We start from the raw sequence: 20,948 nt of genomic DNA on the forward strand, positions 1-20,948 counted from the left end.
CCCCACTCACGACTTCTGTTCCTCCCGCATCCGCCAGCGGATTCCGGCTTCGAGGAAACCGTCGATATCTCCGTCGAGCACAGCGGACGGGTTGTTGACCTCGTACTCGGTGCGCAGGTCCTTGACCATCTGGTACGGGTGCAGCACGTACGACCGCATCTGGTTGCCCCACGAGCTGCCGCCGTCGCCCTTGAGCGCGTCCATCTCGGCGCGCTCTTCCTTGCGCTTGCGCTCGAGCAGCTTGGCCTGCAGCACGCGCATCGCGGCAACCTTGTTCTGCAACTGCGACTTCTCGTTCTGGCAGGTGACGACGATGCCGGTCGGGATGTGGGTCAGTCGCACGGCGGAGTCGGTGGTGTTGACCGACTGGCCACCCGGGCCGGACGAGCGGTAGACGTCGACGCGGACGTCGTTCTCGTCGACCTCGATGTGGTCGGTGGTCTCCACCACGGGAAGCACCTCGACCTCCGCGAAGGACGTCTGACGACGGCCCTGGTTGTCGAACGGGCTGATGCGCACGAGCCGGTGCGTTCCCATCTCGACCGAGAGCGTCCCGTAGGTGTACGGCGCCTTGACGGCGAAGGTCGCCGACTTGATGCCTGCTTCCTCCGCGTACGAGGTGTCGTAGACCTCGACGCCGTAGCCGTGCTTGTCCGCCCACCGGACGTACATACGCATGAGCATCTCGGCCCAGTCCGCCGCGTCGATGCCACCGGCACCCGCACGGATGTTGACGAGGGCGTCGCGCTGGTCGTACTCGCCCGACAGCAGCGTGCGCACCTCCATCGCCTGGATGTCGACACGCAGGCTCGCACGTTCGGCGTCGGCGTCGGCGTGTGCCGCGACGGCGGCGTCGCCCTCTTCACCTTCGGCGAGTTCGTAGAGCACGGGCAGATCGTCGAGGCGTTCGCGCAGATTCTCGACACGCCGCAATTCGCCCTGCGCGTGGGACAGCTCACTGGTCACCTTCTGCGCGTGCTCCTGGTTGTTCCACAACTCGGGATCCGCGGCCTGGTGCTCGAGTTCGTCGATCCGGCGGCGCAACTCCTCGACATCGAGGACGGACTCCACGGTGCGGAGGGTCGTATCGAGCTCGGCCAGGTCTGCAGAAACATCGGGGTGCACGATTTTCAAGGGTAGCCGCTAGCGTTTGCTGCATGCCCACCGACTACACCGCAGATCTGGACCTTGCTCTCCGCCTCGCCGACGAAGCGGATGCGATCACCCGCAACCGCTTCGGCGCACTCGACCTCGAGGTCGACGACAAGCCCGATCTGACCCCGGTGTCGGACGCCGACCTCGCCGTCGAACGGCTGATGCGGGAGGTTCTCGGGGCCGAGCGGCCCGGCGATGCGGTGCTCGGCGAGGAGTTCGGCGGCGACGCGGTGTTCTCCGGCCGCCAGTGGGTCGTCGATCCCATCGACGGCACCAAGAACTTCGTTCGGCGCGTGCCGGTGTGGGCCACATTGATCTCTCTGCTCGACGACGGAGTGCCCGTGGTCGGCGTGGTGAGCGCGCCGGCCCTGAACCGGAGGTGGTGGGCGGCAGCGGGCGCGGGCGCTTTCGTCTCGTACGACTCGGGAGAACCTCGGCGCATCACGGTGTCGCAGGTACGCGCACTCGAGGCGTCGTCACTGAGTTTCTCGAGCCTGACGGGCTGGCGGGAGCGGGGCGTGCGCGAGCAGTTCATCGGCCTCACCGACGACGTGTGGCGGGTGCGCGCCTACGGCGACTTCTTCTCGTATTGCCTGCTGGCGGAAGGCGCGCTCGAGATCGCGCTCGAGCCGGAGGTGTCGCTGTGGGATCTTGCCGCGCTGGACGTGCTGGTGCGCGAGGCCGGCGGCCGGTTCACCGATCTCGAGGGCGCCGACGGACCACACGGCGGCAGCGCGGTCGCGACGAACGGGCACCTGCAGGACGAGGTGGTCGGGCGCCTGCGGCCGTGAGGTGACCGGGTGGCGATGCGGGAACGGGAAAGAACTTACCGAAAAGTAGACACCGGACCTTACTCAGAAGTAAGATAGGTCACCGTCCGCTCCCGCATCGAGAAACCTCTGGTGATCATGAGCAAGCAAGACAGCGTGCCCCGGAACACACCTCGCGACACGTCCGCCGTGGGTCTGAACCCGTTCAAACGCGACGCCATGGGTGCCGCGATGCGCGTTCTCACGCGGATCACCGGGTCCGAACTCGCCGATCGGTACAACATCCGGCAGACCATCGACCGGGTCACGTACCAATCCACGAAGACCGGATTCAAGACGCTCGGCGCCGCGACCCGCACCTTCAAGAAGGTCTCGGGCGGCAGTTCGCCGCAGCGCCTGACGACGGCGAAGAACGCCGACTTCTTCGACCTCACGCCCACCGACGATCAGCAGATGATCACGGAAACGGTGCGCGAGTTCGCCGCGGAGATCATTCGCCCGGCCGCCTACGACGCCGACGCCGCCGCGGCCGCCCCCGCGGACCTGCTCGCACGCGCCGCCGAACTCGGCATCACCATGGTCAACGTCCCCGAGGCGTTCGACGGTGTCGCCACCGAACGCGGCGTCGTCACCAACTCCCTGGTCGCCGAAGCGCTTGCGCACGGCGACATGGGTCTCGCACTTCCGATCCTCGCCCCGAGCGGTGTCGCCGTCGCGCTGACCCAGTGGGGCACCGACGAGCAGCAGCAGACCTACCTTCCCGCATTCGCGAGCGAGGACGTCCCCCAGGCGTCGGTGGTGGTCGCGGAACCGCGTGCTCTGTTCGACCCGTTCGCCCTGCAGACCAAGGCGGTCCGCTCCCCCAGCGGTTACCGCCTCAACGGAGTCAAGGCGCTCGTACCGGCCGCGGGTAGCGCCGAACTTTTCATCGTCGCAGCGGAACTCGACGGAAAGCCGTCGTTCTTCATCGTGGAGGCGAAGAGTAAGGGCGTCGTCATCGAGGCGGACCCCAGCATGGGCCTGCGCGCCGCCGGACTCGGACGTCTCCTGCTCGAGGACGTCGCGGTTCCGCAGTCCGCCCTGCTCGGCGACGAGAACCCGGACGTGCGCGCCGAGCAGTACGCCGACGCCGTGCGGCTCTCGCGCCTCGGCTGGGCGTCGCTCGCACTCGGCACCTCCCAGGCGGTGCTCGACTACGTGATCCCCTACGTCAACGAGCGGCACGCGTTCGGCGAACCGGTCAGCAATCGTCAGGCCGTCGCATTCATGGTCGCCGACATCAAGATCGAATTGGACGGCATGCGTCTGGTGACCCTGCGCGGCGCATCGCGCGCGGAGAAGGGCCTGTCGTTCGCCCGCGAGGCCGCGCTCGCCCGCAAGCTCGCGACGGACAAGGGCATGAAGATCGGCCTCGACGGCGTGCAGCTGCTCGGTGGCCACGGTTTCACGAAGGAACATCCCGTCGAGCGCTGGTACCGCGACCTGCGTGCCATCGGTGTCGCCGAAGGCGTCGTCCTCATCTGAGCGGCCCGATCCGAACAAGGAACCTGTGATGATCAATCTCGAACTTCCCAAGAAGCTCAAGGCTTCCGCGAACCAGGCCCACCAGGTCGCCGCGCAGATCTTCCGTCCGATCTCCCGCAAATACGATCTCGCCGAGCACGAATACCCCGTCGAGCTCGACACGATGGCGGCCATGGTCGAGGGCCTCAACGACTCGGGTCAAGGCACCGCGGGCGCAACCCTCGGACGAGACGCGAAGGCCAAGACGGAAGCGTCCGGAAATCTCAACGGCGGCAACATGGCCGGCCTCCTCAATGTGATCGAAACCTGCTGGGGCGACGTCGGCCTCACGTTGTCGATCCCCTATCAGGGCCTGGGCAACTCCGCCATCGCAGCCGTCGCCACCGATGAGCAACTCGAGCGCTTCGGCAAGGTGTGGGCCTCGATGGCGATCACCGAGCCCGGATTCGGGTCCGATTCCGCAGCGGTGACCACCACCGCCGTGCTCGACGGCGACGAGTGGGTTCTCAACGGCGAGAAGATCTTCGTCACCGCGGGCGAGCGCTCGACGCACGTCGTCGTGTGGGCGACCGTGGACAAGTCCCAGGGCCGGGCCGCGATCAAGTCGTTCGTCGTGCCGCGGGAAGCACCGGGTCTCAGCGTCGCCCGGCTCGAGCACAAACTCGGCATCAAGGCGTCCGACACTGCGGTCCTGCTGCTCGACAACTGCCGCATCCCCAAGGACAACATCCTCGGCTCACCCGAGGTGAATGCCGAAAAGGGTTTCGCCGGGGTCATGCAGACCTTCGACAACACCCGTCCGATCGTGGCAGGCATGGCCGTCGGTCTCGGCCGCGCGGTGCTCGAGGAGTTGCGGGTGATCCTGAAGGACGCCGGCGTCGAGGTGTCGTACGACGTTCCCGCCAACAATCAGCACGCTGCGGCGGCCGAGTTCCTGGCGCTCGAGGCAGATTGGGAAGCGGCGTATCTGCTCGCCCTCCGGGCGACGTGGATGGCCGACAACAAGAAGCCCAATTCCCTCGAGGCGTCGATTTCCAAGGCCAAGGCCGGCCGGACCGGCACGGCGGTGTCGCTCAAGGCGGTCGAACTGGCCGGCACGTACGGGTATTCGGAGCGCCCGCTGCTCGAGAAATGGTCACGCGACTCGAAGATTCTCGACATCTTCGAAGGCACCCAGCAGATTCAGCAGCTCATCGTCGCGCGACGCGTACTCGGAAAGTCGTCGGCCGAGTTGAAGTAGACCGGCCGCACAGCAACTGCGCCACAAGCCGACAGACGCGATGGGCGGCACCTTCGGGTGCCGCCCATCGCTCGTCGAAAGCTCCTACCCCGCCCGCAGAGCGCTGAGGATGTGCGGCCGGGCCCGCCACAGTTCCTCGGACCAATACGGCCAACTGTGGGTGCCGACATTCGGGAAGTTGTACGTCGCACCGATGCCCAGGCTGTCCAGCCGCGCCTGGAACGCGCGGGTGGTCGCGAGGGACAACGCTTCGAGTCCCATGCCGTTGGCGGTGTTGACCACATCCACCATGTTCTCGACCCGGTTCGCATATCCGGGGATTCCGCTGCCCGCCGAGACGTACATCGGCAACCCGCGCAGGTTCTCGGCCTGAGTGAACGGGTCGTTGCGCGCCCACGACTCGTCCCACGGCGGACCGTACATCGCATCGACGTTGTACAGACCGGCGTCGAGCATCGCGATCCGGATCGCCGAGCGCATGCCCGGAGCATTGAGCCAGAGGTATCCCGAGAAGGATGCGGCGAACTTGAACTGATCGCGATGGTGCGCCGCGAGGTTCAGCGCCGCCGTGCCGCCCATCGACAACCCGGCGATGCCGGTGCGGGTGCGGTCCACTCCGCGTGCGGCGAGCGCGGCGGGCAGGTGACGGGTCAGGAACGTCTCCCACTTGTACGTCACGCCCTGCTGGTTGAAATTGCTCGCGTTGTACCAGTCGCTATACCAACTGGACTCACCGCCCACCGGCATCACGAGCGTGACGTCGTCGAGCGCGAACTGCTCGAAGGCGTTCGTCTCGAACGACCACGCGTTGGCATCCGGGCGGGCACGCATCCCGTCGAGCAGGTACAGCGACGCACTGCCGCCCCGCTTGGCCCACTGCACCTGGCACTTGATCGGGCCCATCTCCGAGGGCACCCAGATCTCTTCGTACCCTCCCCGGGGTACTGCCCTCGCAACGCCCGGTGCGGAGGTGGCCAGGGCCGCGGCGCCGGCGAGTCCGGCTGCGCCCGCGAACGCTGTCTTGAGCATCGTTCGCCTGCTGAGTGAGGGGTTGTCGGAGCGGGTCACGCGTAGCACCTGCACCCTTTCTGTGGGCATGTCACCCACGGACGTCGATCGAGTGTTCTCCGATTTCATCGACGCCCGGTGCGTCCGTATTACCCCGATCGACCTCCGCTCGGCGCGAATCGCCTGGTCGCCGGCGTTCTTCAGTGACATGTCCCACCATGCGCAGACTGCTGGGCGGTCGGCGCTCCCGAAAATACGGACATTCCGCCCCATGTGACGTGTATCACTACTAGGGTGAGGAGCGCACGCCGTTACCTCCATCCATGTATGCCGCCGAAAGGGCCTCCCGATGCCGGTGCTCGACCTCGCCAAAAATGTCCGCGGTGCCCTCGACAGCGTCACCGACGCGGTCGGTGCTCTCGCCGTGATGCGGCGGGCGGGCCTCCTCCACTTTCCCCGGGTCGACCAGAGCCTCGCCACCATGGCCGCCGCACGTAAGTACGGGCCCTTCGCGGGGCCCGTGCACGCTCACGCCGCCCGCGGGTCGGACGTGGCCGCCATCATCGACGAACGGGGCGAGGTCACCTACCGGGAACTCGAAGACTGGTCGAACGGACTCGTGCACGCGTGGAAGAACGCCGGCGTCACTCCCGGCTCGTCGATGGGGATCATGGCCCGCAACCACCGTGGGCTCGTCGTCACGATGCTCGCAGCCGCCAAGCTCGGTGCGCGGCTGGTGATGATGAACACCGGGTTCGCCCCGCGCCAGCTCGCGGAAGTAGCGGAGCGGGAGGCGGTCACGACGTTCGTGTTCGACTCCGAGTTCGCCGATGTCGCCGCCGCGCTCCCCGAGAGTGTGCGTCGTTACGTGTCGTGGAAGGACGACGAGGTCCCTGGTGTTCCCACGCTCGAGGAAGCGATCGAAGGAGTCGACGTCTCCGCACCTCCGGCACCGCCGGTCTTCGGAGGATTCGTGCTTCTGACCAGTGGCACGACCGGAACGCCGAAGGGCGCACCGCGCGGTCGCACCTCGCCGCTCGCCTCTGCCCAGTTCCTCGACCGGGTGCCGCTGCGTCCGGGTCAGACCATGCTGATGGCCGCTCCCGCGTTCCACGGCACCGGGGTGTCGCAGTTCGCGATCGCCCTCGCCCTGGGGCAGACGATCGTGATGATGCGCCGCTTCACGCCGACGGACACACTGAGCCTGATCGATCGGCACCACGCGAACGTGCTGGTCGTGGTGCCGACGATGCTCCAGCGAATTCTCGACCTCGGTCCGGAAAAGATCGCGGAGTACGACACGTCGAGCTTGAAGATCATCTTCTCGGCGGGTTCGGCGCTCTCCCCCGATCTGTGCCGCCGCACGCGCGAGTCGTTCGGAGATGTGCTGCACAACCTGTACGGGTCCACCGAGTGCGCCGTGGCGACCGTCGCGACACCCGAAGACATCCGCCTCGCCCCGGGTACCGCGGGGCGCCCTCCCGTGACCTGCCGGGTCGCGTTGTTCGATCCGGACGGTCGCCGCATCACCGAACCCGGCGTCGTGGGCCGCATCTTCGTCTCCAGCGGACTGAGTTTCGCCGGGTACACCGACGGCCGCGACAAGGAGCGCATCGACGGGATGCTCTCGATCGGCGACCTCGGGCACTGGGACGAGGAGGGACGGCTCTTCGTCGACGGCCGCGACGACGACATGATCGTCTCCGGCGGAGAGAACGTCTATCCGCTCGAGGTCGAGAACCTGCTCGCCGAGCGCGACGACGTGCTCGACGTGGCGGTGGTGGGCATCTCGGACGCGGATTTCGGGCATCGGCTGCGCGCGTTCGTCGTGCCGTCCTCGACCTCCGCCCGCGACGGCGAGGACATCAAGGTCTTCGTACGCTCCAACCTCGCGCGGTACAAGGTCCCCCGCGACGTGATCTTCCTCGACGAACTGCCGCGCAACGCGACCGGGAAACTGCTGCGGCGGGTTCTCGTCGAGATGGAGCCGCCACACAGCGGGGCCGACGAGGGCGAGTCTGCCGCGCCCACAGGCTGATCCGCAGTACACAACGTGCAAGGCCCGGGAATCACATGTGATTCCCGGGCCTTGTCGTGGTAGCGGGGACAGGATTTGAACCTGCGACCTCTGGGTTATGAGCCCAGCGAGCTACCGAGCTGCTCCACCCCGCGTTGCATGATCGAACCTACAGGAGCGCGGAATCGGAAAGCAAATCGCTCGGTCGGCCACCCCGAATGCACAGATGCGGCCCCTCCGACGAGTGAGGGCCGCCACGGCCATCGCATGATCCCCAACACATAACGTTGCGGTAACGATCTTGTCTCTACCAGCGCAACACGCCGCCGTGACCTGCGACGACATGTTTTTTCTTTCCCATATATCGGACGAGCGTCGTAACAATTCGCGGGATGAACCGGCCGAAAGGGACTTGTACCTTCGGTGCCGGTTCGACACAACCGAACCTCCGCCGGCCCGCCGCCTTCCACTCTGCCCCGCGGGATCCGGTGGCTACGACACGTCCGAGGGGCGGAGAGCGCGGACACGCGCCCAGACCTCGAGCACCTCGAGTGCGCCGGTCTTCGTGGCCACCGCAGTCCGCGAGCGCGAGAGGATCACAAAACCGATGACCAAATTCTTCAGCAAACGTACTGTCGGCACCGTGCTCGTCACCGGAGTCCTGGCGACCGTTCCGCTCGCTCTGACAACCGGTACCGCGTCTGCCGCCACCCACAACTGGGATGCGGTGGCGCAGTGCGAGTCCGGTGGTAACTGGTCCATCAACACGGGCAACGGTTACTACGGCGGCCTGCAGTTCTCGCAGAGCACCTGGGAGGCCAACGGCGGCACCGGCATGCCGCACCAGGCCACGAAGGAAGAGCAGATCCGCGTCGCGGAGAACACGCTGCAGACGCAGGGGCCGGGCGCATGGCCCGTGTGCGGTCAGTATCTGACGACGGTCGAAGAGCCGGCACCCGCGCCGGCACCGGCACCCGCACCGGCACCTGAGGTTGCACCGGCACCGGCACCGGCTCCCGTCCAGGAAGCACCGGCCCTCCCGGCCGAGGTGCAGCCGTACGTCGACATCGCGGTCCCCGCCGTTCCCGCCGAGGTCCATCAGTACATCGACGTCGCGCGCGGCGTGGCCGTGGAGCTGGGCTACGGCGAGCAGTTCGAGCAGGTCCTCGACGCCCTGCCCGCCGTCTGATCCGGCCGACCCTCGGCATCCGCCGTCACGAAACGAAGCGGGGCCCCGCGGTAGAAACCGCGGGGCCCCGCTTCGTCGTCGTCCGCACTCACTCGGGCGGTTCAACCGGACGCGGAGATCAGCCTCCGCTGGACTCGTAGGCGTCCGTCGCGCGCTGCAACCGTTCCAGCGCCCGGCCGTACGCGGCGAAGTCACCGCTGCTCTGCGCCTCGGCCAGCTCGCTGAGTGCGGCATCCAGTTCGGCAACCGCGGCGTCGCGGCCCGCCGGGATCGGCGCAGCCGGCGACGGCTGGTCGCCGGGCGCCGGCTCGGCAGCACCTTGCACGGCTTCCTCACGCGCCTCGTCCTCGACTTCGGCGGTCGGGAGAGCCACCCCGCCCGGAGCGGTGGCGGCATCGCCCACGCCTGCACCGAACACCTGGTCGAGCGCTGCCGCGAGGGTCGGCGCGTAGCCGATCCGCACGCCACCACCGGTACCCGGCTCCCGGTAGCTCACGAGCACCCGCGAAAGCTGCGGGAACGTCGAGGTACTACCCGCCGTCGGGTTGCGTTCGGTGTACATCGGCTGCACGTAGAGGATCCCGCCTTCGGCGATCGGCAACGTGAGCAAGTTGCCGTACTGGATCCGGTTCGATCTCTCGAGCAGCGTGCGTTCGGAGGCGACACGCGTGTCGGAGATCATCGCGTTCTGCGTTTGTTCCGGACCGAAAGTCTGCGTATCGGTGGGTAATTGCAGAATCGTGAACTTGCCGTAGTTCTCCGGGTCGGCCTCCACCGAGATGTACGCCGAGAGGAACTGCCGGTTGTAGCCGACCATCGCAGACGTCAACCTGAATGCCGGCTCGGCATTCTCCTGGTTACCCGTGAGCAGGTAGTACGGCGGCTGGTTGGCGCTGGTGTCCACGGTGGGATCCGCGGGCACCGACCAGAACGCGTTGTTGGTGAAGAACTCACGCGGGTCGTCCACGTGGTACTTCGCGAGCATCTCCCGCTGGACCTTGAACAGATCCTCCGGGTACCGGAAATGCGAGCGCAGTTCGTCGGAGATCTGATCCTGCGGGGTCACCGCATCCGGGAACACGCCCATCCACGCATCCAGAACGGGGTCTTCCTCGTCGACCTGGTACAGGGTGACGGTGCCGTCGTAGGCATCGACGGTCGCCTTCACCGAGTTGCGGATGTAGGAGACCTCCTTGCGCGGGATCAGCCGGCCGGTGTTCTGGTCGATGCTGTCCTCGACCAAGCCCTCGAGCGACGCGCGCTGCGCGTACGGGTAGTTGTCGAGCGTGGTGTACGCGTCGACGATCCACACGATGCGACCGTCGACAGCGGCCGGGTAGGCGTCGCCGTCCGCGGTGAGCCACGGAGCGACCTTGGTGACGCGCTCGCGCGGATCGCGGTTGAACAGGATCTTCGAGTTTTCGCCGATGGCGCTCGAGAAGAGGATGTTGCGTTCGGCGTACTTCGCCGCGAAGGCGAGACGGTTGAACCAGTTGCCGATCCCGACGCCACCGCTGCCGGTGTACGTGTACTTCTCGGTGTCGGTGTCGTACTCACGCGGGCCGGACGCGTCGGCGCTGTTACCCACGATCGAGTAGTCCGGGTCTGCCTCGGCGATGACCTCACCGAAGTAGATACGCGGCTGCTCGACCGGGATCACCTGGTTCTCGGCGGCGAGCGACGCGAGGTCGCTGATCTGGTAGACCGGGTAGCCGCTGTTGCTGTTCGCGGCTTCTTCCGCCGATGTGCTCGCCGCAGCGTTGACCCGGTTCGCCGGAGCGGTGACCAGGCCGTTGCCGTGGGTGTACACGGTGTGGCGGTTGATCCAGTCGGTCTGGTTGCCCGTCAGGCTGGTCGGCGAGAGCTCACGAGCCGCAACGATGTAGTCCTCGACCTTGCCGTCGACCTCGTACCGGTCGATGTCGAGCGACTCCGGGTATCCGTAGAAGTTCTTCAGCTGAGTCTGCTGCGTGAACGTTCGGGGCAGGACGTTGGGATCGAGCAGGCGGGCGTTCGCGATCGTCGTGATGTCGGCCGGAACGTCCTCGGGGGATGTGGTGCCCACCCCCGGGTAGTCCTTGTACTCGACCTTGTCGTCGGTGATCCCGTACGCCACCCTCGTGGCAGCGATATTCCGCTCGATGTACTCGCTCTCCTTGTCTGCCGCGTTCGGACGGACGGAGAACTGCTCGACCATCAGCGGGTAGACAGCGCCGACCAGGATCGACGAGAGCACCAGCAACGCCGTCGCGAGCGCAGGAATGCGCAGGTCGCGCAGGAAGATCGCGGCGAAGAACGCGAGCGCGCAGATCACGGCGATCGCGAGCAGGATCAGCTTCGCAGGGAGCACGGCGTTGGTGTCGGTGAAGCCCATTCCGGTGAACGTGGGCTCCTTGCGTCCGCTCCAGAGCAGCTCGTACCGGTCGAGCCAGTACGCGACAGCCTTGAGTGCGACGAAGACGCCGGCCAGCACGGCGAGCTGGACACGCGCGGCGGTGGACATGCTGCCGCCACGCCCGGCGAGGCGGATGCCGCCGAAGATGTACTGCGTCACGAGGTTGGCGAAGAACGCCAGCACGACCGCGACGAACAACCAGTTCAGGATGAAGCGGTAGAACGGGAGGTCGAATGCGTAGAACCCGACGTCGAGCCCGAACTGCGGGTCGGTGGTGCCGAACTCTCCGCCGTTGAAGAACATCTGCACGGTCACCCAGCTCGCCTGTGCGACGAGTCCGGACAGCACGCCCAGCACGATCGGGATACCGAGCCCGAACGCACGCATCCGGGTCAGCACGCTCGTGCGGTAGCGCGCCACCGGATCGTTGGGTCCGGTGGTGGGGACGAATACCGGCCGTGACCGGTACGCGAGCAGCATCGCCAGCCATACGGCGACGCCGACGAAGAGACCCACCGCGAAGAACAGCAGGACTCGGGTCAGAAGAACCTTGATGTAGACGTCGCGGAAATCGACTTCCCCGAACCAGAGCCAGTTGGTGTAGGTATCCACCAGGCGCGGCCCCAGCAACAGCAGCACAGCGGCCACCAATGCGAGAACCAGCAGCACTTTGCTCCGTCTCGACAACGTCGGTACTCCGGTCGGGGGCCTCATGCCCACGTGCCACGCTCCCAATCGTCCGGCGGCGAGAAGAACGCCGCGAATGTATACCTCGTGCGTCACACCGCGTGACCGTTTCGCCCCACTCTACGGACTAGTCGCAGGACAGGTACGCGGTCCTCGATCCGTGGCCGGCGGCATCGGACCCACAGCCGACACCGATCCGGCCCACCAATGACAGGATAGGCGTGTGAATCAGCACCTTCCCGTCCCTTCCGAAGCCGCCCTGTCGCGTACGGTCCACGAGATCATCGACTACGTCGACGCCGAGGGATGGGACCAGCCGCCCGTCATGTTTGCGCTGGTACCGACCGTGCTGCTCGCGGCGTCGGAGCCGAGCCTCGGCGACCAGCTCGACGAGGGACACGAGTACACGCCGATCGCGCAGGAAGCGTTTCCCGAGGACGTGCAGGGCGGAAGCCCGGCCCTCGGCGAGTTCCTCGCGACCACGAGCTGGCCTTCCTCGGTCGCGGGCTGCGCACTCGTCCAGGAGATCGTGGTCCTGCCGCCCAACGCCGAAGCCGACCTCGACGACGCGGTGGTTCCGCTCGTCACCGACTCGCACTCGGTGGACGAGGCGGCCCGCTTCGCGGCGCACGCGCACCCCGACAGCAGACGAGCGCGGCTCATCGCCGCGGTGCTGCGGGACGGGCCGGCGATGACGTTGCTGCAGCTCCGTCCCCTCGACGACGACGATCCGTTCGCCGGGGCGGAATTGCGGACCTACGAGAACCTCGCTCCCGAGGTGGTCGGAGCGCTGTACGCGACCCTGGAAGCAGAAGAAGACGACGACTGACGGACTCAGCAGGTGGGCGCGTCGCCGCCTGCCGCGATCGACTCCAGCGCGGCGGCCGCGCCCTCCAGCGTCTCGACCCTGACGAGCCGGACATCGTCCGGCTCGTTGGTGAGCGCCTCGGCGCAGTTGTCGGCGGGCACGAGGAAGACCTCGGCGCCTTCCTCGTCCGCAGCGGTGAGCTTGTGGGTGATGCCGCCGATGGGGCCGACGATGCCGTCGGAGTCGATGGTTCCGGTCCCCGCGACGTTCAGCCCGCCGTTGATCTCGCCGGGACTGAGCTTGTCGACGAGTGCGAGACTGAACATCAACCCGGCCGACGGCCCGCCGATGTCGGCGAGGTTGAAGACCACCTCGAACGGCACGTCGGGAATCTCCTCGGTTGCGATACCGAGGAATCCCGCGCCCTCTCCTCCGGGTCGCTCCCCCACCACGACGTCGATCGTTTCCTCGGCGTCGCCGCGCAGGACGGTGATCGCGACGCTCTCGCCGGGAGTGACCGCTCCGACGGCGCGCTGTACCTGTCCGGCCGTTTCCACCGGTTCACCCGCGATCGCCACGATCCGGTCGTCCACCTGCAGATGTCCCGACGCGGGCGCGTCGTCCGCGATCTCGGCCACCCGGAGTATGACGGGCAGATCCAGGTAGTGCAGAGCAGCGAGTTCGGCACTGCGCTCCGACTGCGCGAACTGGGCTTGGTCGACTGCTCGCACCTCGTCCTTGCTGCGGTTGGGCGGATACACCTGCTCACGTGGCGCCAGTCCGTACCGGCCGCTGAGCCACGCCGTCACCGTCTGCGCGAGGTTGAGATTGTCGGTGACACCGACGGTCGTCATCACCAGGCTGCCCGTCGTCTCGTCCGTCTCGACGCCCTCGATCTCGATGACCGGCTTGTCGTCCACGTCGCCGAGTGTGTCGAACGTGGGCCCGGGACCGAGTGCGACATAGGGAACGGTCAGATTGAATGCGATCAGGACGAGGGTGAGAACCGGGAGCAGCACGGCGAGAGGCATCACGAAGCGTCGATTCACCCGGCCAGAGTATCGGGCCGATCGTGTTCGCGGTCAGCGTGACCACGATGCCCGTGCTCCGACGGCGCGCCTTGTACCGTTGAGAACATGAGTGACACGCCCTTCGGATTCTCGAATCCCGACGACGACCCCGACCGCAAAAAGGACGAGGGTTCAGGAGGCGGGGGTGGGTCGCCGTTCGGCTTCGGCCTTCCCGGCGGTGGTGGCGACAACCCGTTCGGTGCGCAGGGCTTCGATCCCGCCCAGTTCGGGCAGATGCTCAGCCAGTTCGGCCAGATGCTCGCCGGGATGGGCAGCGCGATGGGCACCGGCGGGGCCGGCCCCGTGAACTACGAGATCGCCTCGAAGCTCGCGCGCCAGCAGATCGGTTCGGTCACTCCTGTCTCCGCGGGGACGGCCGACGCAGTGCGCGACGCGTCGCGGCTCGCGGAATTGTGGCTCGACGCGGCGACGACGCTGCCCGCCGGCGCCACCAAGACCGTCGCCTGGACGCCCGTCGAGTGGCTCGAGAACACCCTCGACACCTGGAAGCGCCTGTGCGATCCCATTGCCGAGCAGGTCAACGGCATGATGCTGCAGGGCCTGCCCGAGGAGGCCCGCGCGATGGCCGGACCGATGATGGGCATGTTCTCCCAGATGGGCGGGGTCGCGTTCGGTTCCCAGCTCGGTCAGGCACTGGGCCAGCTGTCCAAGGAGGTCATGACCTCCACCGATATCGGCCTGCCGCTGGGCCCGGCCGGCACCGCCGCCCTGCTGCCCGCTGCCATCGAGGAGTTCGGTGAGGGCCTCGAACAACCCGCCCAGGAAATCCTCGTGTTCATCGCCGCGCGGGAAGCCGCGCATCAGCGGCTCTACAGCCACGTGCCGTGGCTGCGCCAGCGGCTCCTCGCGATCGTCGAGGAATACGCCCGCGGAATTCGCATGGACATGTCGTCGATCGAAGATCTGGCCCAAGGCCTCGACCCGTCCGCGCTGAGCGATCCGTCCAAGATCGAGGAAATCCTCAAGCAGGGTGCCTTCGAGCCGCAGACCACGCCCGAACAACTGGCAGCGCTCGAGCGACTGGAGACGATGCTCGCGCTGGTCGAGGGCTGGGTCGAGACAGTCGTGATCGATGCCCTCGGCGACCGGCTCCCCGGTGTGGCGGCGCTGAGCGAGACGCTGCGTCGCCGCAGGGCCACCGGCGGACCCGCCGAGCAGACCTTCGCGACCCTCGTCGGTCTCGAACTCCGTCCCCGCAAGCTGCGGGAAGCCGCCGCGCTGTGGCGTCGGCTCACCACCGACGCCGGAGCGGACGCGCGCGACAAGGTGTGGGAGCACCCGGACCTGTTGCCGGATTCGTCGGATCTGGACAATCCCGCCGCGTTCGTCGACCGCGTCATCGGTGGAGGCACCAGTGCCTTCGAGGATCCGATCGCACAGCTCCGCGAAACGATGGAACGCGAGCGTGCCGAGAAGGATCAGGACGGCGGGGACGACACCGCCGACCGCGAGCCGGACGACGATTCCGGAAAGAATTCCTGACACCACGTCGTCGCTGATAGAAGCCGCGATCGCCCTGTGGACAACATCGTCGGGGGCGACCGCGGCGGGCCGGATGCCTGTGATGCTGCCCGTATGACATCCCCCGTGCGGGCGGCCACAGGTCTCGTCCTCGATCCCGATGTGCTGGTGCTGCACCGAGCCGACGGTTCGGTGCAGCTCGGGTGGGGTCCCGACACTGCCGCAGTCGTCGTGCCGCCCGACGGTATGGACGCGTTCGATGTCCGCGCCCTGCTCGTACTGCTGGACGGGAGCCTGCCGTACGAGGCTGTCGTCGAGGCGGCCGCAGCGCGCGGCCTGCCGGCACCCGCTGTCCGGGCGCTCCTCGACGAACTGGTCGGCGCCGGATCCGTGCGGCCGGCGCGACCCGCAATCGCGGCCGCGTCGTCTCCGCCGTGCGTGCGGTTGTACGGGGCGGGGCCCCTCGCACACGCGCTCGCCCCGCATCTGTCGCTGTGGGACACGAGGTGGTTCCGGTCGGTTCCACGTACCGACGACGCCGGTCTCACCACCCGGCTACCGGACTGCGTCGTGCTCGCCGACACCCAGGTGCCAGATCCGCGTCTCGTGCAGATCCTGATGCGCCACCGGGTCCCTCATCTGGCGGTCCGCGTACGTGACGGCCGCGGCGTCATCGGCCCGTTCGTTGTTCCCGGCCGTACCAGCTGCCTGCGCTGCGCCGACCTGGCTCGCACCGACGCCGACCCGTCGTGGCCGCGGCTCGCGGCACAGTTGTCCGGGCGGGAGGGACGAGCCGAGCGCTCCGTGATCGGCGCCACCGTCGCGGCCGCGCTGGCGCAACTCGATCTGTTCTTCGCCGACACTGCGTCGCCCACGCGGATCGCGGGCGCCGGTGCGCTCGCCCTCGACCGCACGATCGAGTGGGATATCCGCAGGACACAGCTCATCACCCGCAGGTGGCACCGCCATCCCGACTGCGACTGCCCGACTATCCCCGTCCCCGTTCAGGCATGATGGGGAGCGTGTCAGACATCCCTCGCAGAAGCTCTTCGCGTACCGCCAAACTCGCGAGCATCCCGCTGGGCATCGCCGGACGCGCCGCTGTAGGTTTCGGCCGGCGCCTCGCAGGTGGTGATCGCGGCGAGATCGACGCCGAGATGACTGCGAAGGCCGCCGAGCAGTTGTTCACGGTGCTCGGTGAGCTCAAGGGCGGCGCCATGAAGTTCGGGCAGGCTCTCAGTGTCATGGAGGCCGCTGTCCCGGAGGAATTCGCGGAGCCGTATCGCGAGGCACTGACCAAGCTGCAGGCGGCAGCACCTCCCCTTCCGGCCAAGTCCGTGCACCGTGTGCTCGATCAGCAACTCGGCACGAAGTGGCGCGAGCGATTCCAATCCTTCGACGACGTGCCCACGGCCTCGGCGAGCATCGGGCAGGTGCACCGCGCGGTGTGGTCCGACGGACGCGACGTCGCCGTGAAGGTGCAGTACCCCGGGGCCGACGAAGCACTGCGCGCGGACTTGCGGACGTTGTCGCGGTTCGCGGGAGTATTCGCGACCATGATGCCGGGCGCGGACGTCAGGGCGCTCCTCGACGAACTGACCGCCCGCACCGAGGAAGAACTCGACTATCGCACCGAAGCCGACAGCCAGCGGGCATTCGCGCGGGCCTTCGACGGCGACGAGAAGTTTCTCATCCCCCGCGTGGTGGCCAGTGCGCCGAAAGTGATGGTGACGGAATGGCTTTCCGCCACGCCGCTGTCGGTGATCATCAACGAGGGCACCCGCGAGCAACGTGACCGCGCGGGGGCGCTCCTCGCCGAATTCCACTTCTGCAGTCCGGCCAGAGCCGGTCTGCTGCACTGTGATCCGCATCCCGGCAACTTCATGTTGCTCGAGGACGGACGACTCGGCGTGATCGACTTCGGTGCCACCGCCGCGATGCCGGACGGATTCCCCCCGGTGCTCGGGCGCATGGTGCGACTCGCCCTCGAGGAACGTTTCGACGAGCTGACCGCCCTGCTCTACGACGAGAAGTTCGTACTCCCCGGCCGCACTGTCACCGATCAGGAGATCGCCGACTACCTACGGCCCTTCACCGACCCGATTCAGACCGAGTCGTTCCATTTCACGCGGGCGTGGCTGCAGAAGGTGGCGGGCACCGCGACGGATTTCTCGAGTGCACAGTTCCGGACTGCACGGACGTTGAACCTGCCACCGGAATACGCAAGCATCTTCCGCGTTCTGCTCGGGTCGGTGGGTATCTGCGCGCAACTCGACGCGCAGGCTCCCTATATGGCGATTCTCTCCGAATGGCTGCCCGGCTTCACCGAGGAGTAGTCGGGGCCGGGCAGCCGATTCAGGCGTACACCAGTTCTTTTCGCGGTTCGGCGACGACCGTCTTCCGGGGTCGCCCGCGGGGGCGTTTCCGGGCGACCACCGCGCCCTGGTGGATGATTTCGCCGCCCCACACTCCCCACGGTTCTTCGCGGTCGAGCGCTGCGGCGAGACAGCGCGCGCGTACGGGGCATCCGGCGCACAGCGATTTCGCCAGTTCCAGATCTGCCGGGGCCTCGGCAAACCACAGATCGGGATCGTCACCGTGACAGGGCAGAGGATCGCCCGCACGGAGGGTGTTTTCGCCGACACCTGATGCGGTCGAAGGGTTTTCGCTCGGCACGAGGACTCCTAGAGGTTCGATCGAAAGAGATGCGATGCGAACTCCGGCCGAAAAGACAAAGGCCACGGTCCGCTGGGCGGTTGTCCGTGGCCTGGAGTCGGAAGGGACTACCGCGTAGGTGTCCCGACGAGTCGTCCGGCCACGGACGAGAAGGCTACTGCGCGCCGACGCCATGTGCGCGGGGCGGCGGCGGATGCGGCGCGCGCCACGACGGGAGCGACGGCCGCATAATTGATGCTGATCATCACGGGCCACCTCGCTTTCGTCGTCACGCACGGGCTTCTCCCGTGGCAATGCAATACACAATAGTAATGCTGGTGCGATCAGCACAAGTTATTTTCTACCTGCGGTTTTGTCCAATTTTTGTCGAGCGTGGTTCGATTCGCCGCTCGCACCCTCACGCGGGACTAGAGTCCCGGCCATGCCACTGTCGACAACGAAATGTGTATCGGTTCTCGATTGTCCCGATCCGCGCGCGCTCGCGGGCTTCTACCGGGACCTGCTCGGCTGGACCACCGCGCGGGACGACGACGATTGGGTCGAACTCGCGCGCGACGACGCGAATTCGCTCGCATTCCAACGCGCACCCGATTTCACGCCCGCGCGCTGGCCTTCCGAAAGTGTGCACGTCCACCTCGACTTCTACGTCCCCGAATTCGAGGACGCCGAACGTCTCGCGCTCGACCTCGGCGCGACCCGCGTCGACGATCCGTCGAGCACAAAGAACTTCCGGGTGTACCGCGACCCCGCAGGCCACCACTTCTGCCTCTGCGTGGAGCCGGTAGGCCTAGATATCTAGCGTTGCCGCGGTACGTTCGCCCCGCACGAGCGCGAGCACGTCGGCGCCGTACTGCTCGAGCTTCTTCGCGCCGATGCCCGGAATCGAGACGAGCGCGCGGTCGTCGCGCGGCTGTTGTTCCGCGATCGCCACCAGGGTGTTGTCGCTGAACACGACGTAGGCGGGGACCTTGAGCTCCTTCGATCGCTCGCGGCGCCATTCCTTCAGCGCGACGAGCAGTTCCTCGTCGAGGTCGGACGGACAGCCCTCGCAACGCCCGAGCATCGTCGAGGTGGTGCCCAGGAGCGGCTTACCGCAGATCCGGCACTGCGGACGCTTCTTCTTCGGTGAGGCCGGCTCGACGATCTTCGACGCCGGAGAACTGTCGGGGATCAACCCGTTCAGGAAGCGGGACCGCCGCCGTGAGCGGCGCCCGCCTTCGGTGCGCGCCAACGCCCACGACAGCGACAGGTGCACCCGGGCGCGGGTGACGCCGACGTAGAGCAGACGGCGTTCCTCCTCGATACCCGCTTCGTCCGGAGGGGTGTCCTTGTCTCCGGTGACGTGGGTGATCGGCAGGGTGCCGTCGGTGAGCCCGACGAGGAACACCGCGTCCCACTCGAGGCCCTTCGCGGCGTGCAGCGATGCCAGAGTCACGCCCTGCACCGTCGGGGGCTGCCGCGATTCGGCGCGGGCCGCGAGGTCGCGCAGCAGACCGGTGAGGGTCAGCTCGGGTTCGTGCTCGAGCAGTTCTTCCGTGAGCTGGACCAGCGCCACCAGCGACGACCACCGTTCCCGGGCCTGCGCACCGGTGGGTTCGGTGTCGGTCAGGCCGAGCGGCACCAACGTGGCCCGGACCAGCGTGACGAGATGGCTGCCGCGATCGGCTCCGTCGGGCAGGTCGTTGCGCGCGTCGACCTGCCGAAGCGCGTTGATCGCCTGCCGCACCTCGGCGCGGTTGAAGAACCCCTCGCCGCCGCGCACCTGATACGGGATGCCGGTCTCGGTGAAGGCTTGCTCGTACACTTCCGATTGCGCGTTGATCCGGTACAGCACCGCGATTTCCGACGCCGGCACGCCGTCGCGCAGCAGTTTTGCGATGGCCTTCGCGGTCGCCTTCGCCTCCGCGGGTTCGTCGTCGTACTCGGCGAACGTGGGTTCCGGGCCGGGCGGCCGCTGCCCGATCAGTTTCAGCCGGGTGCCGGCGATCCGCCCGCGGGCTTCGCCGATGACGCGGTTGGCCAGTTCCACCACCTGCGGGGTCGAGCGGTAGTCGCGCTCGAGCCGGACGACGGTGGCGTCGGGGAACCGGCGCGAGAAATCGAGCAGGTACTTGGGCGACGCGCCCGTGAACGAGTAGATGGTCTGGTTGGCGTCGCCGACCACGGTGAGATCGTCGCGGTCCCCGAGCCATGCGTCGAGCACGCGCTGTTGCAGCGGCGTCACGTCCTGGTATTCGTCGACGACGAAACAGCGGTAGCGGTCGCGGAACTCGTCGGCGACAGCGGTGTTGTCCTCGAGCGCGGCGGCCGTGTGCAACAACAGATCGTCGAAGTCCAGGTAGAACCCTTCGTCGCCGCGGAACTTCAGCGATTCGTACATCTCGTACACCGCTGCGACGCGCTCGGCGGCGGCCGGCGGCTCGCGGCGGACCCGCGCGACCGTGGCCGGATAGTCTTCCGGCGCGATCAGCGACCCCTTGGACCACTCGATCTCCGAGAGCAGGTCGCGCACGGTGTCGGTGTCGGTCGGGAAGCCGCACCGATGTGCTGCCTGCGAGACGACGGAGAACTTGCGATCGAGCAACTGCCACGGAGTGTCGCCGACGACCTGCGGCCAGAAATACCGCAACTGCCGCAGCGCCGCGGCGTGGAAGGTGCGGGCCTGCACCGACGGTCCCGGTGCACCGACCCCCAGTTCACGGAGCCGCGAGCGCATCTCCCCCGCAGCCCGCGCGGTGAAGGTGACTGCCAGAACCTGGCCGGCGGCGACGTGCCCGTCGGAGACGAGGTGCGCGATGCGGCGGGTGATGGTGCGGGTCTTGCCCGTCCCGGCGCCGGCCAGCACACACACGGGGCCACGCGGCGCCCGCACAGCCGCCGCCTGTTGAGGGTCCAGGCCGTCCGCAACCGCATCCACACGCATGGCC

General features: G+C 67.3%; 16 protein-coding genes and 1 tRNA gene. 10 read left to right on the forward strand and 7 right to left on the reverse strand.

The features are described from left to right. Positions 1-6 precede the first annotated feature (6 nt). Complete coding sequence (gene prfB / locus HF877_RS03020) at positions 7-1,125, reverse strand: peptide chain release factor 2 (RefSeq protein WP_169619710.1); 1,119 nt, start codon at positions 1,123-1,125, stop codon at positions 7-9. A 32-nt stretch (positions 1,126-1,157) separates the two neighbouring features. Between prfB and hisN the strand changes: the two genes are divergently transcribed. The 3 genes from hisN (at position 1,158) to HF877_RS03035 (ending at position 4,689) form a co-directional block, all read left to right on the forward strand. Next, entirely contained in the window at positions 1,158-1,946 is a 789-nt protein-coding gene (gene hisN, locus HF877_RS03025) for a histidinol-phosphatase (RefSeq protein ID WP_169619711.1), read from the forward strand. A 111-nt stretch (positions 1,947-2,057) separates the two neighbouring features. Then, positions 2,058-3,449, forward strand: a complete 1,392-nt coding sequence (locus HF877_RS03030; protein ID WP_169619712.1) for an acyl-CoA dehydrogenase family protein — start codon at positions 2,058-2,060, stop codon at positions 3,447-3,449. A gap of 28 nt (positions 3,450-3,477) precedes the next feature. After that, positions 3,478-4,689 (forward strand): acyl-CoA dehydrogenase family protein, encoded by a 1,212-nt coding sequence (locus HF877_RS03035; RefSeq protein ID WP_169619713.1) that lies wholly within the window; start codon positions 3,478-3,480, stop codon positions 4,687-4,689. 84 nt (positions 4,690-4,773) lie between these two features. Here HF877_RS03035 and HF877_RS03040 read toward each other — a convergent pair whose 3' ends face one another. After that, positions 4,774-5,718: an alpha/beta hydrolase family protein gene (locus tag HF877_RS03040; protein ID WP_169619989.1), complete on the reverse strand. Its 945-nt coding sequence runs from the start codon at positions 5,716-5,718 to the stop codon at positions 4,774-4,776. A gap of 328 nt (positions 5,719-6,046) precedes the next feature. On the opposite strand from HF877_RS03040, the gene HF877_RS03045 reads away from it, so the two are divergent. Further along, positions 6,047-7,735, forward strand: coding sequence for an acyl-CoA synthetase (locus HF877_RS03045; RefSeq protein WP_169619714.1), 1,689 nt, complete (start codon positions 6,047-6,049; stop codon positions 7,733-7,735). Between the two features lie 57 nt (positions 7,736-7,792). Here HF877_RS03045 and HF877_RS03050 read toward each other — a convergent pair. Continuing rightward, a tRNA-Met gene (locus HF877_RS03050) sits at positions 7,793-7,869 on the reverse strand. A gap of 452 nt (positions 7,870-8,321) precedes the next feature. Here HF877_RS03050 and HF877_RS03055 point away from each other — a divergent pair. After that, positions 8,322-8,903 (forward strand): transglycosylase family protein, encoded by a 582-nt coding sequence (locus tag HF877_RS03055; RefSeq protein ID WP_169619715.1) that lies wholly within the window; start codon positions 8,322-8,324, stop codon positions 8,901-8,903. 118 nt (positions 8,904-9,021) lie between these two features. Here HF877_RS03055 and HF877_RS03060 read toward each other — a convergent pair whose 3' ends face one another. Next, positions 9,022-12,018 carry a UPF0182 family protein gene (locus tag HF877_RS03060; RefSeq protein WP_296549982.1) on the reverse strand — a complete coding sequence of 999 codons (2,997 nt, stop codon included), beginning with the start codon at positions 12,016-12,018 and terminating at the stop codon, positions 9,022-9,024. Between the two features lie 190 nt (positions 12,019-12,208). On the opposite strand from HF877_RS03060, the gene HF877_RS03065 reads away from it, so the two are divergent. Then, a complete protein-coding gene (locus HF877_RS03065; protein ID WP_169619716.1) occupies positions 12,209-12,814 on the forward strand; it encodes a PPA1309 family protein in 606 nt (201 codons plus the stop codon). Between the two features lie 5 nt (positions 12,815-12,819). On the opposite strand, the gene HF877_RS03070 is transcribed toward HF877_RS03065, so the two are convergent. Next, complete coding sequence (locus HF877_RS03070; RefSeq protein ID WP_169619717.1) at positions 12,820-13,842, reverse strand: PDZ domain-containing protein; 1,023 nt, start codon at positions 13,840-13,842, stop codon at positions 12,820-12,822. 87 nt (positions 13,843-13,929) lie between these two features. Between HF877_RS03070 and HF877_RS03075 the strand changes: the two genes are divergently transcribed. The 3 genes from HF877_RS03075 to HF877_RS03085 all read left to right on the forward strand — a co-directional run bounded on the left by HF877_RS03075 (position 13,930) and on the right by HF877_RS03085 (position 17,681). Next, the gene (locus HF877_RS03075; RefSeq protein ID WP_169619718.1) at positions 13,930-15,366 is read left to right on the forward strand and encodes a zinc-dependent metalloprotease; all 1,437 of its coding nucleotides are present in this window, start codon (positions 13,930-13,932) and stop codon (positions 15,364-15,366) included. Between the two features lie 93 nt (positions 15,367-15,459). Next, the gene (locus HF877_RS03080; RefSeq protein ID WP_169619719.1) at positions 15,460-16,359 is read left to right on the forward strand and encodes a hypothetical protein; all 900 of its coding nucleotides are present in this window, start codon (positions 15,460-15,462) and stop codon (positions 16,357-16,359) included. Beyond that, positions 16,356-17,681 (forward strand): AarF/UbiB family protein, encoded by a 1,326-nt coding sequence (locus tag HF877_RS03085; protein ID WP_169619720.1) that lies wholly within the window; start codon positions 16,356-16,358, stop codon positions 17,679-17,681. The genes HF877_RS03080 and HF877_RS03085 overlap by 4 nt, the downstream gene beginning before the upstream one ends. A gap of 19 nt (positions 17,682-17,700) precedes the next feature. Here HF877_RS03085 and HF877_RS03090 read toward each other — a convergent pair whose 3' ends face one another. Continuing rightward, entirely contained in the window at positions 17,701-17,955 is a 255-nt protein-coding gene (locus HF877_RS03090) for a WhiB family transcriptional regulator (protein ID WP_206036567.1), read from the reverse strand. A 487-nt stretch (positions 17,956-18,442) separates the two neighbouring features. Here HF877_RS03090 and HF877_RS03095 point away from each other — a divergent pair, with 487 nt between their 5' ends. After that, positions 18,443-18,820 (forward strand): VOC family protein, encoded by a 378-nt coding sequence (locus HF877_RS03095; protein ID WP_169619722.1) that lies wholly within the window; start codon positions 18,443-18,445, stop codon positions 18,818-18,820. Here the strand turns inward: HF877_RS03095 and HF877_RS03100 are convergent. Next, entirely contained in the window at positions 18,809-20,944 is a 2,136-nt protein-coding gene (locus HF877_RS03100; protein ID WP_169619723.1) for an ATP-dependent DNA helicase UvrD2, read from the reverse strand. The two genes, HF877_RS03095 and HF877_RS03100, sit on opposite strands and share 12 nt — an antisense overlap. Positions 20,945-20,948 lie beyond the last annotated feature (4 nt).

Source organism: Rhodococcus sp. BL-253-APC-6A1W (assembly GCF_012843405.1).
Lineage (GTDB): Bacteria > Actinomycetota > Actinomycetes > Mycobacteriales > Mycobacteriaceae > Rhodococcus.